The following is a 15,490-nucleotide window of genomic DNA, read 5'->3' on the forward strand; positions in this document are numbered from 1 at the left end:
GCGCGCCGGTTCCGCCGGCTCAACCGTCAGCCGAGCCGGCGTCGGAGATTGGAACTACTTGCGTGCGGTGGCCTTGCGCTTCGCGGGTGCGCGGCCGCCGGACTTGCGCGGCGCCGGTCCCTTTGCCCGCTTCTCTGCCAGCAACGCCACAGCAGTTTCCCGGGTCAGCTCCTCGATGGCAGTGGACCTCGGCACGGTGATGTTCGTGACGCCGTCCGTAATGTACGGGCCGAACCGGCCTTCCTTGACGACAATGGGCTTCTCCGACACGGGATCATCGCCGAATTCGGCCAGCGGCGGCGTCGCAGTGCGCCCGCCGCGCTGCTTCGGCTGGGAGTAGATTTCAAGCGCCTGCTCCAGCGTGATCGTGAAGATTTCCTCTTCCGAACCGATCGACCGGGAGTCCGAACCCTTTTTCAGATAGGGCCCGAAGCGTCCGTTCTGGACGGTGACCTCATGACCTTCAGCATCCTTACCGAGGACGCGGGGAAGATTCATCAGCTTCAGCGCTTCCTCAAGAGTGACCGTCTCAACGGTCATCGACTTGAAGAGCGATCCGGTGCGCGGCTTCACCTTGACGGGCTTCTTGGGTGGCTTGGGCTTGCCGTTCTTGTAGTATTCCACCGGCTGGTTGGCCAGGTCCTCGGCAGTGGGCTCGGGAATGAGCTCGATTACGTAGGGGCCGTAGCGACCGTCACGCGCCACGATGGTGCGCCCGGTTTCGGGGTCCGTGCCAAGGACGCGTTCCTCGGACGCTGGAGTGTTCATCAGCTCAACGGCCTTCTCCGCCGTCAGCTCATCCGGAGCGAGGTCCTCGGGCACGTTGGCCCGCTGCGGCTCGGTGCCCTCGGGCGCATCAGCGGGCAGTGGCTTCTCCAGGTACGGGCCGAACTTGCCCACGCGCAGGATGATGCCCTCGGCAATTTCGACCGAGTTGATGCGGCGTGCATCGATTTCCCCGAGGTCGTTCACGATCGTGCTTAGCCCGGTGTCCTTGCGGTCCCCGTAGTAAAAGGAGTTGAGCCACTGGACGCGGCTCTCCTCGCCACGCGCGATGCGGTCGAGGTCTTCCTCCAGTGCAGCAGTGAAGTCATAATCCACATAGTCGTGGAAGTGCTCCTCGAGCAGGCGGACCACGGAGAACGCGATCCAGCTCGGCACCAACGCCTGTCCGCGCGTTCGGACGTATCCGCGGTCCATGATGGTGGAAATTGTTGCCGCATAGGTGGAGGGTCTGCCAATACCGCGTTCCTCCATCAATTTCACCAGCGACGCTTCTGTGTAGCGCGGCGGCGGGGAGGTTTCGTGACCGATGGGCTGGATAGCTTCGGCGCCGAGGGCATCGCCCGTGGTGAGGTTCGGCAACCGGCCGCCCTGTCCGGACTGATCGGTCCCGCCTGTTGCGTCATCCTCGTCCCGAGAAGCGTCCCTGCCCTCCTCATAGGCGGCCATGAAGCCGCGGAAGGTGATGACGGTACCGGAGGCCGAGAATTCCGCGTCCTTGCCATCGGGCGTATGGGCCCCCAGGCGTACCGACGCCGTCGAACCCTTTGCATCCGCCATCTGGGAAGCGACGGTGCGCTTCCAGATCAGCTCATAGAGTTTGAACTCGTCACCGTGCAGTTCCTTGGCCACCTGGGCGGGTGTGCGGAAGGAGTCACCGGCCGGACGGATGGCCTCGTGGGCTTCCTGCGCACTCTTGGACTTTCCCTTGTAGACGCGGCGAGCATCAGGCACGAACTCGGGACCGTAAAGCTCCGAGGCCTGCCGTCGCGCGGCGTTGATCGCCTGATCGCTCAGCGCCGCAGAGTCCGTACGCATATAGGTGATGTAACCGTTCTCGTACAGGCGCTGGGCAACCTGCATGGTGACCCGTGATGAGTAGCGAAGCTTGCGTGCGGCTTCCTGCTGCAGCGTCGAGGTGGTGAAGGGCGCGGCGGGGCGGCGCGTGTACGGCTTGGTGTCAACCGAGCGAACCTCGAATGCGGCCTGCTCAAGCCCTTCGGCAAGGGCGGTAGCGGCTGCCTCGTTCAACACAGTGACGTTCTGCGACTTCAGTTGACCGAGGTCACTGAAGTCCTTGCCTGTGGCAACCCGGGTGCCGTCCACGGAGATGAGTTTCGCGCTGAAGGACTCGCCCTTCGAAGTGTCTTCCGGCGAGAACGTACCCGTGAGATCCCAGTACGACGCCGCACGGAATGCCATACGCTCACGTTCACGCTCGACCACCAGACGGGTGACTACCGATTGAACGCGCCCAGCAGACAAGCCGCGCGCAACCTTGCGCCACAGCACCGGGGAGATTTCATAGCCATAGAGCCGGTCAAGAATTCGACGCGTTTCCTGGGCATCAACCATTGGAATGTCGAGATCGCGCAGCTCCTCCATGGCACGCTGGATGGCCTCACGCGTGATTTCCGGAAAGGTGAGCCGGTACACGGGGACCTTCGGCTTCAGTACCTCGAGCAGGTGCCAGGCGATAGCCTCGCCTTCCCTGTCACCGTCAGTTGCGAGGTACAGCTCGGTGGCGTCCTTCAGAGCCGCCTTCAACTCGGCGACGCGCTTCTTCTTGTCTGCCGATACTACGTAGTACGGCTCGAAGTCCTTCTCGAGGTCCACCGCAAACTTGCCGAGCGAGCTCTTCTTCAGCTCCGCGGGCAAGTCCGACGGTTGGGGCAGGTCCCGGATGTGTCCCATCGATGCTGCGACTTCGAAGCCCTCGCCGAGGTAGCCGGCAATCGTCTTGACCTTGGTTGGAGACTCGACGATGACGAGCTTCTTGCCGGGCTTTTTGTCCGTTGCCTTAGCTGGCACTTCACTCCTCGATACAGGTGCTTCTTAAACAGCAGAACAACCGCTCATTGCGAGCTGAATATTCGAATTGGTGGGCGTCCTGCCCTTCTCAGTATGCGGTACGCCTACCTGCACTAGGGTAACGGCTTGGCTGGAGACACCGGTTCGGGGACGAGGAAGCCGTCCGCAACCAGGTTGCGCACCTCGTCCAGCAGTGCAGCAGCGAAGGCGTCGTCGTCGCGGTCCAACAGCGAAGCAAGGGCGCCGATGATCTGGCCGGCGGTGAGGTCGCCGTCGCACGCTGACACGAAACCGGCCAGCTCCGTGCTGAGCAGCGTGGTGCGTCTGAAGCCCGCGCCCTGCCGCAGCAGGATCACGCCGGGATGCTCAGCGCCCGGACGCTGGTGCCGCTCTTCCGTGACGTCCCCGGCGACGAGCAGGTGCTCGTCGACAAGGTCGCGGCAGTTTCCGAGCCAGTCATGCCGTTCAACCGCTGCGACGAGATGCGGTCCGATGGGCTGTTCGAGCTCGTGAGTGATTTCCTCGAACCGGCGGAGCGTCGCCGGTCCTCCGGCGTTCCGCAGCCACACCATGCCAAAGCCGATGTGCTCGACGGAACGGGAGGCGAAGTCGGCGAGGTAGTCGCTGAAGCGGTCGGCGAAGCGGGTCGGGTTCCGGTTCTCGGCAGCATCGCGCAGCCACGTCTCGGCGTAATGGGTGGGCGTGAGCTGTTCCCGCTGAACAATCCAGGCGTCTGCGGTTTCCGGCAGCCATCCCGCTAACCGGCTCTGCCAGGTGAAACCGTCCGGGATCTCCCAGTTTCCCAGGAGCTGCGCCGATCCGCCCGGGATCAGAACGGATGGAAGGTCGCGGATCAGGGAGGAGACGATGTCGTCACCAGCGAGGCCGCCGTCCCGGTAAGTGAATTGCTCATCCCTGGTTTCGCCGGAGTGGCGCGGTGTAATGACAAACGGCGGGTTGGATACCACCTGGTCGAACGTCTCGCCGCTCACCGGCTCCAGCAGACTGCCCCGCCGAAGCGAAACCCGGGCCTCCAGGTTTTCCGGATCGATCCCCAGTGCCGCAGCGTTGAGCAGCAAGTTGAATCGCGTGACTGCGAGCGCGCGTTCCGAGACGTCAGTCGCTGTGACGTGCTCCGCGTGCGCCAGGAGGTGGAAGGTCTGAATTCCACAGCCGGTGCCGAGGTCCAGCGCGCGTTCGACCGGCGCGCGTGTTGCGAACTGGGCGAGCGTCAGCGACGCCCGGCCGATCCCGAGCACATGGTCGGTCCGCAGGACCCCGGGCCGGACGTGGGAGCCGAGGTCCGAGGCTACCCAGATTCCGCCTCCGGTGTCTGACGAGTAGGGGCGCAGGTCGATCAGGGCGCGGAGACCGCCGTCGTACTCTTCAACCAGTCCCAGCGAGCGCAACCCGCCCGCACCAATTGACGGAAGTGCGCCGTCCAGGACGGCCGTGGGCAGCGCCTCGCCGAGCAGGAAAACCAGTACGACGGCGGCAAGCCGGCTTTCTGTGCTGTCCGGTCTTCCGGCGCTGTCCTCCCCTTCGCTGCGCTGGGCGGCGCGTGCGGCCAGGAGAGCGGGAACCGTTTGGTCCCGCTCCAGCGCGGCGTAGGCATCAGTGCCCACGAGGTCTGCCACGCCGTCGACCGTGTAGTTCGCCGCGGTCAGGTCCGCTGCGAGACTGTTCAGCAGACTCTGGTCATCGCTGCGCGGGGTCTGAGGTACTGCGGCAATGATCGACACGGAGCAAGCCTATTGGGCCGGACCCTTCCATGCTGTTTACTGAGCGCATGGGAACTCAACCGCGGCGGGTAGCGCTCGCAGTCTCCGGCCTTTTCGTTGCCCTGATGACCAGCGCCTGCACGGCGGCCGAACCGGAGGTTGATCCGTCCTCGGTGGACCTGGAGTCCTGGTCACAGTCAATGTTGGGGACGGAGCGCGGAATGTCCTTCGCCGGCGGGCACCAGGGGGACGCGGCGAGCGGCGGATCCTTCTATGACGTCGAACCAGGGTGGTACGAGTTGACCATGGCGTGTGCGGGCGGGGACGCGATGGCCCTGGAACTACTTGCAGACGGAACAACTATCAGCAATGGCACCACGAGCTGCGACAGCCCGGCAGTGACAGCGCATCTTGAGCTTCGTGCGGCGGCGGACGAGCTCACCCTCCGCGTGACCAACTCCGGTGCGGAAATGGTGTGGACCGCGGGGCTGATCCCCGGCGGGAAGCCGGCAGAAGCGCCGTAGCGTTCCGCAACATCTGTCCGTCGCGTACCATTGCTCCATGCTTACCAGCCAGCGATTTACCAGCCCCCGGCCGCCTGTCGGCCGTGAGGGCTATCCGCTGTACGTCTTCTAGCAGCCAGGTCCGCACGGTGTCCGCGGCCGGGGGTTTCCTCCACCCCCTCCTTAGACACTTCCCGAAGGACCGACCATGTACCTTTCCATCCCCCAGCTCACCGCCGCCCTGTCCATCCGTGACCTCACCGATCCGGAACAGGGACCTCACGCGCTGCAGGACCTGCTCGACGGCGTCATCACTTCGTTGACGCGGGCCTGGAGCATTCCCGCCGAGCTGCAGCGAACCACTGGCCTCGTTGCCACGACGGACAACTACGACCGGTTGGGCTACGCCCCCGACGACGTCACGCGGGACGCCCGGTACTCACGCCATGCCAGCCCAACGGTGATGCTCCGAAGCCATACGTCCGCCGGGATCCCCGCCGTTCTTGACTCCCTCGCGGACATCGAGCAGCCGTACGATCGGCTCCATGTCCTTCCGGGCCTGGTTTACCGCCGCGACGCCGTCGACCGCACGCACGTAGGCACACCGCACCAGGTTGACCTATGGCGCTTGAACGCGCGTGGGCTGCTGGGTGAGGCTGACCTGCGTAGTATGGCCGCCGCCGTTGTCGAGGCAGTCCTGCCCGGGGCTCGCTGGCGAACCGTTCCCGCCAACCATTCCTATACGTCGCACGGCCTGCAGATCGACGTAGAGACGCCCGCCGGCTGGCTCGAACTGGCTGAGTGCGGCCTCGTGCGGGCAGGGATCCTCCGCAACTCGGGACTGGATCCGCGTCGCTGGAGCGGCCTCGCGCTCGGAATGGGACTGGACCGGGCGCTCATGCTGCGAAAGGGCGTGGATGACATCCGGCTGCTGCGCTCACCCGACCCCCGTATCGCCGCTCAGATGCTGGATCTTCAACCATGGCGCCCCGTCTCCCTCATGCCGGCTGTCCGCCGCGATCTTTCGATTCTCTGCTGTCCAGACGCAGACGAGGAAACGCTGGGAGATGCGGCCCGGGAAGCGCTCGGTCCGGAGGCGGAGGTCCTGGAGTCGCTGGTGATCCGCGCCCGCACGCCGGTGGAGCAGCTTCCGGCTGCCGCCGTCGTCCGTCTTGACGCCCAGCCGGGGCAGGTGAACCTGCTGATTCGCCTGACGCTGCAGGCACTGGACCGGACACTCACCGATACCGAAGCTAACGCCCTACGGGATCGCGTGTACCTCGCGCTCCACGAGGGACACGTGCTTGAGCTGGCGGCCGGGTGAGAGCTGGGGAAAGCCGGCTCAGCTCAGGCGGCGCCCACTGCGGTGGCTTCCGCCTCGTCCGTTTCGCACCCCTGCGGGCAGCGAAGCGTGGCGGGGTCGGAGGCACACTGGGAGCAGTACAGGGTCAGGTTCCGGCAGCTCAGGTTGGAACAGTTCTCGAACTTGTTGGTGGGCGCGGAGCAGCGAACGCACTTGCCGATCGTCTTGGCATCCTTGCTGAACTCTACGTGCATGCGCTTGTCGAAGACGTACAGCGAGCCTTCCCAGAGACCCGCGTCCCCGTACGTCTCTCCGTAGCGCACAATGCCGCCCTGAAGCTGGTAGACCTCGCTGAATCCGCGGTTGACCATCAGGCTGGAAAGCACCTCACAGCGGATGCCCCCGGTGCAGTATGTGACCACCGGTTTGTCCTTGAGGTGGTCGTACTTCCCGGAATCGAGTTCGCGCACGAAGTCATGGGTGGTGTTCACCTCCGGGACAATCGCGTTCCGGAACTTGCCGATCTGCGCTTCGAGGGCATTGCGGCCGTCAAAGAAGACGACGTCGTCGCCGCGTTCGCTGACCAGCTGATGCACCTGCTCCGGCTTGAGATGGGTGCCGCCGCCCACCACGCCGTTTTCATCCACCTTCAACTCCCCCGGCGCGCCGAAGGACACGATCTCCTCGCGGACCTTGATGCTGAGCCGGGGGAAGTCTTCCGCCCCGCCCTCGGACCATTTGATGTCCATCTTTTTGAACGCCGGGTACTCGCGGGTTGCCTTCACGTACTGCTTGACGGCGTTCAGTTCCCCGCCGACGGTGCCGTTGATGCCGTCCTTGGAGATGAGGACGCGGCCGCGGAGTCCCAATTTTTCACACAGGGCGCGCTGCCAAAGCCGCACCGCTTCGGGATCGGACAGCGGAGTGAACGCGTAATACAGGACAATCCGGTTCATTGACACGCATTCAAGGGTACCGGCAGGCCGCCCGCGAGGTCTCAAATCGGCAACCTCTTTCCCGGGCTATGTCTTTACGGTCTGGTCCCCACTATCGTTCAGGCATGGGAGCCGCTCTTTCCGATCAACTTGTCCGCACCTGGGTTTTCGGCTGGGCAAAATGCCGAGGCTACACGCCGCAGGAGAACGGGAGCAGCCTGTCCGTTCTGCTCACGGACCAACAGAACCACCTCGAAACCATCGTCTATGAGCCCACGATCGGAGAATTGCTCGAGCTCGCCGGAGAGACCCGCGAAGATCCGCTTCGTGTGCTGACCGTCGTCACCAACCGCGCGCAGGAACTCCTCGAAGCCGCGGCTCCGCTCGGTCTTCGGGTCACGGACCGCCAGCAGGCTCTGATGTGCGCAGAGATGGACGGCCAGGATGTCGAAGCCCCCCGGCCACCGGACGACGAGTTCAAACTCGAGCACATTCGCGAGGATGACTGCAGGCGTGTTTCGGTGACCGTGAACGGTGAGGAGGCTGCCCGGGGTTCGGTGGCCAAGCAGGATGAACACGCAGTCTACGACCGCATCATCACGTCTCCGCAGCACCGGCGGCGGGGCCTTGGCAGCTTTGTCATGCGCGCGCTGACCGCCGACATCCTGGAAGACGATGTTGAAACCGGCCTGCTGATGGCATCCGAGGAGGGACGCCAGCTGTACCAGTATCTGGGGTGGACGCACCTGGCTGATGCTTTTGTGATCCGCCGCTGATTTGTGCCGGGGTGACAAACTGGGCAAGTGGCTGCCCATGATTCCCTGATTCCGCTGCTCGGCGGAGTTGATCCTGAGCAGCTCGTTTCTGTCAGGGAACTTCCTGCCCGCGACGCAGTGCACAGCCCGTGGCCGGCATGGGTGCACCCTGAGGTGGTGGAGGCCTATCAGGCCGGGGGAATAGTAGAGCCCTGGAAGCATCAGAGTGCTGCGGCGGATGCCGCCCATGCGGGGTCCCACGTCGTCATTGCCACGGGTACTGCCTCGGGCAAGTCTCTGAGCTATCAACTGCCGGTCCTTGACGCCATCCACCGTTCGGCACTTGAGGAGAGAGTGTCGCTTGAGCCGACCGGCGCCGTCGCGCTGTATCTTTCGCCGACAAAAGCGCTGGCCGCTGACCAACTCTCAGCCATCTCCTCTCTGGGGCTGGCTACGGTCCGCGCAGATACGTACGACGGCGACACCGACTCCGGTGCGCGTCGCTGGATCCGCGACCACGCAAACCTGGTTCTGGCGAACCCGGACATGCTTCACTACGGCATCCTGCCGAATCACACCTGGTGGGCAAGGTTTTTCCGGCGCCTTACCTACGTGATCGTGGACGAAGCGCATAGCTACCGCGGTGTTTTCGGTTCCCACGTCGCCAACCTGTTACGCAGGTTGCGACGCGTCTGTGCCTACTACGGCGCGGACCCCGTGTTCATCGGGGCCTCGGCGACATCGGCTGCCCCCGCGGAGTCCTTCGGCAAGCTGATCGGCACTCCAGTTCAGGCGTTCACCGAGGACACGTCGCCACACGGGTCGACGACGGTGGCTTTCTGGGAACCGCAGCTGACCGATCTTCGGGGCGAGAACGGCGCCCGGCAGCGCAGGACCGTCATTGCGGAAACCTCCGATCTACTGGCCAATCTGGTTTCTGCGCAGGTTCGGACCATTGCCTTCATCAAGTCCCGCCGAGGTGCCGAGAGTATCGCGGCAAATACCAAACGGCTGCTGAGCGAAGTGGATCCCACGCTGCCGGCGCGCGTCGCGGCCTATCGGTCAGGGTATCTGCCCGAGGAGCGCCGTCAGTTGGAGGGTGCGCTGCGGTCCGGCCGGTTGCTCGGTGTGGCGAGCACGTCCGCGCTGGAGCTGGGGATCGACATAACAGGTCTGGATGCCGTCCTCGTGGCGGGCTGGCCGGGGACCCGTGCGTCCCTGCTGCAGCAGATCGGGCGGGCCGGGCGGTCAGGTCAGGACGCGCTCGCCGCCTTCGTGGCCAGCGACGATCCGCTGGACACCTATCTGGTGCACCATCCCGAAGCGGTGTTCGACGTTGGTGTGGAGGCAACGGTCTTCGACCCCGCCAACCCCTATGTGCTGGGACCGCACCTCTGTGCAGCAGCGGCGGAACTGCCGCTGACGGTTGAGGACCTTCCCCTCTTCGGGGAAACGGCTCCTGCCCTGCTGGCTCAGTTGGTGGATCAGGGGCTGCTGCGCAACCGTCCGGCAGGGTGGTTCTGGACGCACCCGCAGAGTGCTGCCGGCATGGTGAACCTGCGGGCGGACGGCGGCGGCCCGATCAATATCATCGAGAGCGAAACCGGCACCGTTCTTGGAACCATGGATTCACCGCAGAGCCACTATCAGGCTCACACGGGCGCCGTCTATGTTCATCAGGGCCAGAGCTACGTGGTGGAGGAACTGAACGAACAGGATCACTGCGCCATAGTGACCCGTTCCAATCCCGACTACTACACACAGGCCCGGGACGTCACGCAGATTGAGGTGATTTCCGAGCTGCGCAACACCTCGTGGGGCCCCATCCGGGTGTGCTTCGGGGAGGTCAAGGTAACCACCCAGGTGATCTCCTTCCAGCGCAAGGCCTTTGTTTCGAACGAGATCCTCGGGGAGGAACCGCTGGAGCTCGGTGCGCGGGATCTCTTCACGAAGAGCGTCTGGTTCGAGTGCGATAACCGCCTGCTTGAGAGCAGTGGGATCAGCGCGGCTGACCTGCCGGGCGCTCTTCATGCCGCTGAGCATGCCGCGATCGGTCTGCTGCCGCTGGTCGCCTCGAGTGACCGATGGGACATCGGCGGAGTGTCCACTGCGCTCCATGCTGATACCGGGCTCCCCACCATTTTTGTGTACGACGGCCATCCGGGCGGCGCGGGCTTTGCTGAACGGGGTTTTGAGGCGGCGAAGACCTGGCTCGGTGCTACCGCTGAGGCCATCCGCTCGTGTGAGTGCCACACCGGTTGCCCCTCGTGTGTTCAGTCTCCCAAGTGCGGCAACCGCAACAACCCGCTGAGTAAGCACGGTGCACTCACCCTGCTCAGCATGCTGCTGGCGCAGGCCCCGGACGGGGAGCCTGCGCCAGGCAAGGACATGTCGGGCGGGCAATCCTCCTTCCACTAGGGATCTGATGACGGTGGACCGGCTCGGGCACGCCCCGATGCCGGGGGAAGCGCGGGAATGGAATCGACCTCGGTGGAAATCCGCACGATGTGTCCTGATTCTCCCTCGATCACGCATCCCGTCAGCCGGGCGTCCTGGAGGGAAGCTACTTCGGCGGCTACCGCGCACGGGTTCCCGTCTCGGAGCCCGCGCGCAGCATCAGCCCCCGCAAGCGCTGACAGGTCCGCGGCCGTAGCTGCCCTCGAGCCCGCCACTGACGCCTGCGCAAACAGGACTACAACTGAGAGCAGCAGCAGGGCAGCCAAGGCGACGCCGGTCATCAGGACGGTGCCGGATCCAGCTTCCTTGCCTGCACGAAGACCCATCATTCCTGCTCCGGCAGTGCAACTGCGCGGGCTGAGAGACTAACGTCGAGCAACTCCAATACAGGCACATCCACCGCGGTGTTGACGGTGACGGTGCTGGTGGAGCCGTTGGACTGGACCGCGATATCCGCCTGCTCACCGGCAATCCGCCGGACTGTTCCCTCGACGACGTCCGAAGACTCGCCGCGCATGATCTCGCGGGCCCCGGCCCTCGCCGCTTCCTCAATCCGCAACTGGGACAAGCCGAGTGCCGCAGCACCGAGCACGACGGCCAGCAGAACCACCACAGCCGGAAGTGCTACTGCCACTTCCGCCGTAACGGCCCCTGCTTCTTTGGGCTGCGCTACCCGCGGTCCAGTCCGTTCCACGCCGGTCAGCCGAAGCTGAGGGCGTTGGTGATCAGCGACATGAGCATGCCGCGGATTTCCCCGCTGGAAAGGACTGCGACCAGGAGCGCCGCGAACCCCACGGCGGCGAGGGTGGCGATCGCGTACTCGGCGGTTGCCAACCCTGCCTCGGACCGCATCAGCGCACGCCGTGTACGGCGGTTGGCCGTGACGGGCTCGGGCCGCAGTGACGTCACTGTGGCAAGTGGCCTCGCTCCGCCGGGGAATTTCTGCGGGCCGCTGGTCCGGGTTGTTGCTGCGCTGTGGGCTGTTGCTGCGGTGGGGGCTGTTGCTGCGGTGGGAGCTGTTGCTGCGGTGGTGGAACGTGTCATGACGACTCCTTGGTTGACGGATTCCGGTTTGATCCTGGCTGGCGATTCAGCGGCTGCTGAACCGTCCGGACCGCTTCAGCGGCTGATTCGAGTCTTTCGCGCTGCCCGTCGGCAGGCCCACCGAGATACCGGTAAGTGGAAAAGTGCAGCACTTCCCTTCGGTTGTGGAGCACGACACCAGCGGCACGGCAGCGGCAGCTGCGGCGATGGTGGTGGGCACTGCGGCGGGAGGGCAACGGTGGTAAGCGATGCTCGTGGCCGCGGCGATGTGGCGACCGCCGCTACGTGAAGGCCGGAAAGAGGCCGACCAGGATGGGAATGACGCCGAGGCAGACGAACGCGGGCAGGGAGCAGAGACCCAGGGGCACAACGAGCCGCACGCCGAGAGCAGCAGCGCGCTGCTCTGCTTCCCGGTTCCTTCTCCGTCTGAACTGTGTTGCGTGGGCGGTGACCACCGCAGCCGACGGCGCCCCCGTGGTTCCGGCGAACCGCAGGGCATTTCCCAGTTCTTGGGCCGCCCTGACGTCCTTTGTGTGCGGAACCGCCGCCCACGCGACGTCCCAGGAGGCTCCGAGGTCCAGTGCCGTCTTGACGGAGGTCAGGGCAGCGCCTGCCGGTGCTGATGCTGACCGGGCGAGGACGTCGAGACCGCGCTCCAGGGATGAGCCGACCGCAAGCATGGACGCCATCAGGTCCATCATCAGCGCTGGATCATCCAGCCCATCATCCCGAAGCCTCCCCGCACCACCCGGTAGCGGACTTGCCGGATAGGCGCTGAGGGGCGGGGATCGATGCAGGACCCAACAGGCAACGAAGAGCGCAGCGGCGATGAGTGCACCGGTCATATGGGATCGCCTTCGGCTGTCCGCACCAGCCTGCTCGACCAGAGCCGGCCCATGATGGTGAGCACGCATCCTGCACTGAGTGCTGCGACGCCCGGCACCGAACCGAGAAGGACAGCGAGGGGATCCACTCCAATGAGGTAGCCCACCGCGAACCCGAACAGCGGAAGCCAGGAAAGTAAGCGGACCGTGGCTCTGGGTCCGGCGAGCGCCGTATCGCGGGCAGCATCAGAGTCCAGCTGCGATTCGCGTTGCACTGCGTAGCGGGCAAGTACGGCCGCGAGGGGCGCTCCACTGCGCTCGGCCACCTCGAGACAGGCCGCCAGGTCCTTCCACAGTGTCCGCAGCGCCGTGTCCCTGCTGCGGGTGGCTGCCTCCCGCAAAACCTCCGGAACACTGAGTCCGAGCTGGGCAGCCTGATGGGCTGACCACAGCGCGGGTTTCACCGCGGACGAGAAGGCCGTTCCGGTACTGCCGCCATGGACGCTGAGTGCATCTCCCCACAACTGGGAAGGCGTCCGTCCAGCCTGAAGCAGGCCGGTCAACTGATGGATGAACAAGGGGATTTCGTGTGGATCAGTCTTCAGCGGACGCCCCCGAGAGAGAGGCCGCAGAAGCGCACCCACCTTCCTGCGCCCCCGGCCCTCGTTGCGCGGGGAGCGGCGGGGAAACGCCAGGACCCCGCACGCTGCGAAGAGCAGGCAGGCAATCAGTACTCCGCTCATTGTCAGCGGCCCCGCTCGAGCTTCAGAGCCAGCGCCTCCCACGCCGGCCCACGCTCCGATACCGCTCCCCGTCGCGCGAGCGCAGTTCTGACCACCAGATCACCGCCGGCGGTCCTCTCGAGGACGCCGACCTCCGAGACGGTGCGGCCGCTGCCTGCCCGGACGACGTGGACGATGACGTCGAGGGCGTTAGCCGCCTGCTGCGCCAGGGGCTGCGCTTCCATCCCGGCCAGGGCTGCGAGCGCGGAAAGCCGGGCAGGAACGCTCGCCGCAGAATTTGCATGAATTGTTCCACCGGCGCCGTCGTGCCCCGTGTTCATGGCTGCCAGAAGTTCGCGGACCTCGGCGCCGCGGCACTCGCCGACAATCAGTCTGTCCGGCCGCATCCGCAGCGCCTGACGTACCAGTTCAGCCAGATCCACGGATCCGCTGCCCTCAAGGTTCCCGTGCCTGCTTTGGAGTCCGATGGCATGGGGATGTGCAGGACTGAGTTCAGCGGAATCCTCGACCGTGACCAGGCGTTCATTGGACCCGCTGAGCGACAGCAGGGCAGCGAGCAGGGTTGTCTTCCCCGTACCCGTAGCGCCGCTGATCAGGAAGTTCAAACGCTTGCTCACGATCCCTCGCAGTACCGAGGCCATCTGAGCATCCAACGCCCCGGAGGACACGAGCTCGTCGAAGGAATAGTGCCTCTGCCGTTGGATACGGATGGAGAGTAGTGTCCCCGTTGTGGAAAGCGGCGGGAGGACGGCGTGCACCCGGAACCGGTCCAGCCGCACATCAACGCAGGGGTTGCCGTCATCAAGCCTGCGACCGCCCGCTGCAACCAGGCGTGTGGCAAGTGCGCGCACATCAGCATCGCTGGAGAAGGTGAGATCCCTGCGCTGCAAACCGCCGCCGCTGTCAACCCAGACTGCGCCTGGACCGTTGACCAGGATGTCCGTGACTTCCGGGTCCTCCGCGAGCCGCTGTAGTGGTCCCAGCCCCTGCAACTCAGCGCGGACGCGGTCGAGGGTCCGGAATGCGCCCTCGGACCCCAGTAGGCGCCCGGTCGACTGGACTGCGGCAGCGAGCCGGGCTCCGGTGACGGGCTCTGCTTCATTGAGCACGGCGTCCCGTACCTGCGCAACCATGGCGGCGTCTGCCGGCAGGGCATCAGGGCGGACACGGCGGGCTCTGACCTGCTGATTCATGCGATGGCCTTGTTCGCCCCGGGAAGCACCGTGTCGAGGACTGAGCGGGCGCAAGCCCGCACGGCGCGATGCCTTGCCAGATCCAGTACCCTCCCCTGGTTTTCGCTGCCGACGGCGGCACGAAAGTAAGGCAGATACCCGGCGTTCGGCACACCGATGGCATCTGCCACCCGATCCGGGTCGAGGTCCGGGCCCAGCGGACCGCGGACGAGGGCCCGGACGGGCAACGGCTGCAGCTGCGCGACGAGCGCGCGGGCAGCCGAAATAGCGCGGACACGGCCGGGTACAACGATGAGGACGCTGTCACAGTACGGAAGCAGTGATCCGTCAGCCGACCATCCTCGCGCAACGTCTACCACCGTCAGATTGAACGCTCCCCGCGCCGCCTCCATAATGGGAGGTACTGCTGCTGATGCGAGAATTCCCGGAGCGGGCGGCTCGGTGCCCATGGACAGCAGCGAGAAGCCGCCGAGCGACGGCAGCGCATGAATCAGCTGTTCCGGGTTCAACGTTCCGCGGACTTCGCCAAGATCCGGCCACCGTACGCCCGGCACGGATTCACCGCCGAGAGAGAGCTCGAGCCCACCACCGAAGGGATCACCGTCCACAAGGAGCGGGTGCAGTTCCCGTGAGACCGCGGACGCAGCCAACCAAACACTGATTGTGCTGGCACCTACCCCGCCGACGGCCCCCAACACACCGACGACCGTTCCCTCATCACGGACGCGCTGCAGCATGCCCAGATGCTCAGCCAGCCAGCCGGCAGCCTGCGGAAGGATAGCCACGCGATCGGCATTGCACCGCGAGGCAGCCGTCCACGCTGCCGCCTCATCACTGTCAAGACCAACGACGATCACCGCGCAGCCCGAGACAGCATGCCGCGCACTGTTGCAGTCCAACAGCACGACGGCGGGACGTAGCGCCAGCGCCTCGCCCACCGTTGAAACACTTGTGAGGGCAAGCCCCGCAGCAACCGCCACGCGCGCCACCTCATCGCGGACGCGTTGTGAGGAGGTGACCAGCACGACGGCGGCCGATTCAGCTGCTGGGATCCACGAAGACATACGGCCAGCCTGCCCTCCAGAGTGCACCGGGTCATGCCCGTGGCGGCGTATGTGGATATCTTCAGCAGAAGTGGAGGAACTGTGGGCAACGGCCGGAGCCTCCTGGTGGCCGCCAACGAAACCGCGGGCGAAAA

The 15,490-nt window shown here is 65.2% G+C and carries 14 protein-coding genes; 4 read left to right on the plus strand and 10 right to left on the minus strand.

Annotated elements, in window-relative coordinates:
• Positions 1 to 54: 54 nt before the first annotated feature.
• Both topA and ACZ2GY_RS13410 read right to left on the minus strand, forming a co-directional pair.
• Positions 55 to 2,814, minus strand: a complete 2,760-nt coding sequence (gene topA / locus ACZ2GY_RS13405; protein WP_277357742.1) for a type I DNA topoisomerase — start codon at positions 2,812 to 2,814, stop codon at positions 55 to 57.
• A 113-nt stretch (positions 2,815 to 2,927) separates the two neighbouring features.
• Positions 2,928 to 4,556, minus strand: coding sequence for a DUF7059 domain-containing protein (locus ACZ2GY_RS13410; RefSeq protein WP_471672106.1), 1,629 nt, complete (start codon positions 4,554 to 4,556; stop codon positions 2,928 to 2,930).
• 47 nt (positions 4,557 to 4,603) lie between these two features.
• Between ACZ2GY_RS13410 and ACZ2GY_RS13415 the strand changes: the two genes are divergently transcribed.
• Both ACZ2GY_RS13415 and srmL read left to right on the plus strand, forming a co-directional pair.
• Entirely contained in the window at positions 4,604 to 5,059 is a 456-nt protein-coding gene (locus tag ACZ2GY_RS13415) for a hypothetical protein (RefSeq protein ID WP_471672107.1), read from the plus strand.
• A gap of 187 nt (positions 5,060 to 5,246) precedes the next feature.
• Positions 5,247 to 6,362, plus strand: coding sequence for a PheS-related mystery ligase SrmL (srmL, locus tag ACZ2GY_RS13420; protein ID WP_471672108.1), 1,116 nt, complete (start codon positions 5,247 to 5,249; stop codon positions 6,360 to 6,362).
• A 23-nt stretch (positions 6,363 to 6,385) separates the two neighbouring features.
• Here the strand turns inward: srmL and trhO are convergent, their stop codons facing one another.
• Positions 6,386 to 7,303 (minus strand): oxygen-dependent tRNA uridine(34) hydroxylase TrhO, encoded by a 918-nt coding sequence (trhO, locus tag ACZ2GY_RS13425; protein WP_471672109.1) that lies wholly within the window; start codon positions 7,301 to 7,303, stop codon positions 6,386 to 6,388.
• Between the two features lie 98 nt (positions 7,304 to 7,401).
• Here trhO and ACZ2GY_RS13430 point away from each other — a divergent pair, with 98 nt between their 5' ends.
• Both ACZ2GY_RS13430 and ACZ2GY_RS13435 read left to right on the plus strand, forming a co-directional pair.
• Positions 7,402 to 8,052, plus strand: a complete 651-nt coding sequence (locus tag ACZ2GY_RS13430) for a GNAT family N-acetyltransferase (protein WP_277357746.1) — start codon at positions 7,402 to 7,404, stop codon at positions 8,050 to 8,052.
• Positions 8,053 to 8,079: 27 nt separating this feature from the next.
• Complete coding sequence (locus tag ACZ2GY_RS13435) at positions 8,080 to 10,449, plus strand: DEAD/DEAH box helicase (RefSeq protein WP_471672110.1); 2,370 nt, start codon at positions 8,080 to 8,082, stop codon at positions 10,447 to 10,449.
• Here the strand turns inward: ACZ2GY_RS13435 and ACZ2GY_RS13440 are convergent.
• The 7 genes from ACZ2GY_RS13440 to ssd all read right to left on the minus strand — a co-directional run bounded on the left by ACZ2GY_RS13440 (position 10,446) and on the right by ssd (position 15,356).
• A complete protein-coding gene (locus ACZ2GY_RS13440; protein ID WP_277357748.1) occupies positions 10,446 to 10,817 on the minus strand; it encodes an Rv3654c family TadE-like protein in 372 nt (123 codons plus the stop codon). The two genes, ACZ2GY_RS13435 and ACZ2GY_RS13440, sit on opposite strands and share 4 nt — an antisense overlap.
• On the minus strand, positions 10,814 to 11,182 hold the full coding sequence (locus ACZ2GY_RS13445; protein WP_277357749.1) for a TadE family type IV pilus minor pilin: 369 nt from the start codon (positions 11,180 to 11,182) through the stop codon (positions 10,814 to 10,816). Before ACZ2GY_RS13445 ends, ACZ2GY_RS13440 begins: the two co-directional genes overlap by 4 nt.
• Before the next feature lie 5 nt (positions 11,183 to 11,187).
• Positions 11,188 to 11,532, minus strand: a complete 345-nt coding sequence (locus ACZ2GY_RS13450) for a DUF4244 domain-containing protein (protein ID WP_471672111.1) — start codon at positions 11,530 to 11,532, stop codon at positions 11,188 to 11,190.
• Positions 11,533 to 11,813: 281 nt separating this feature from the next.
• Positions 11,814 to 12,377: a type II secretion system F family protein gene (locus tag ACZ2GY_RS13455; RefSeq protein ID WP_471672112.1), complete on the minus strand. Its 564-nt coding sequence runs from the start codon at positions 12,375 to 12,377 to the stop codon at positions 11,814 to 11,816.
• A complete protein-coding gene (locus ACZ2GY_RS13460; protein ID WP_277357752.1) occupies positions 12,374 to 13,099 on the minus strand; it encodes a type II secretion system F family protein in 726 nt (241 codons plus the stop codon). Before ACZ2GY_RS13460 ends, ACZ2GY_RS13455 begins: the two co-directional genes overlap by 4 nt.
• A gap of 2 nt (positions 13,100 to 13,101) precedes the next feature.
• Entirely contained in the window at positions 13,102 to 14,292 is a 1,191-nt protein-coding gene (locus ACZ2GY_RS13465) for a TadA family conjugal transfer-associated ATPase (RefSeq protein ID WP_277357753.1), read from the minus strand.
• A complete protein-coding gene (gene ssd / locus ACZ2GY_RS13470) occupies positions 14,289 to 15,356 on the minus strand; it encodes a septum site-determining protein Ssd (RefSeq protein WP_471672113.1) in 1,068 nt (355 codons plus the stop codon). The genes ACZ2GY_RS13465 and ssd overlap by 4 nt, the downstream gene beginning before the upstream one ends.
• Positions 15,357 to 15,490 lie beyond the last annotated feature (134 nt).

The sequence above is a fragment of the Arthrobacter sp. KKT183 genome, assembly GCF_055657625.1.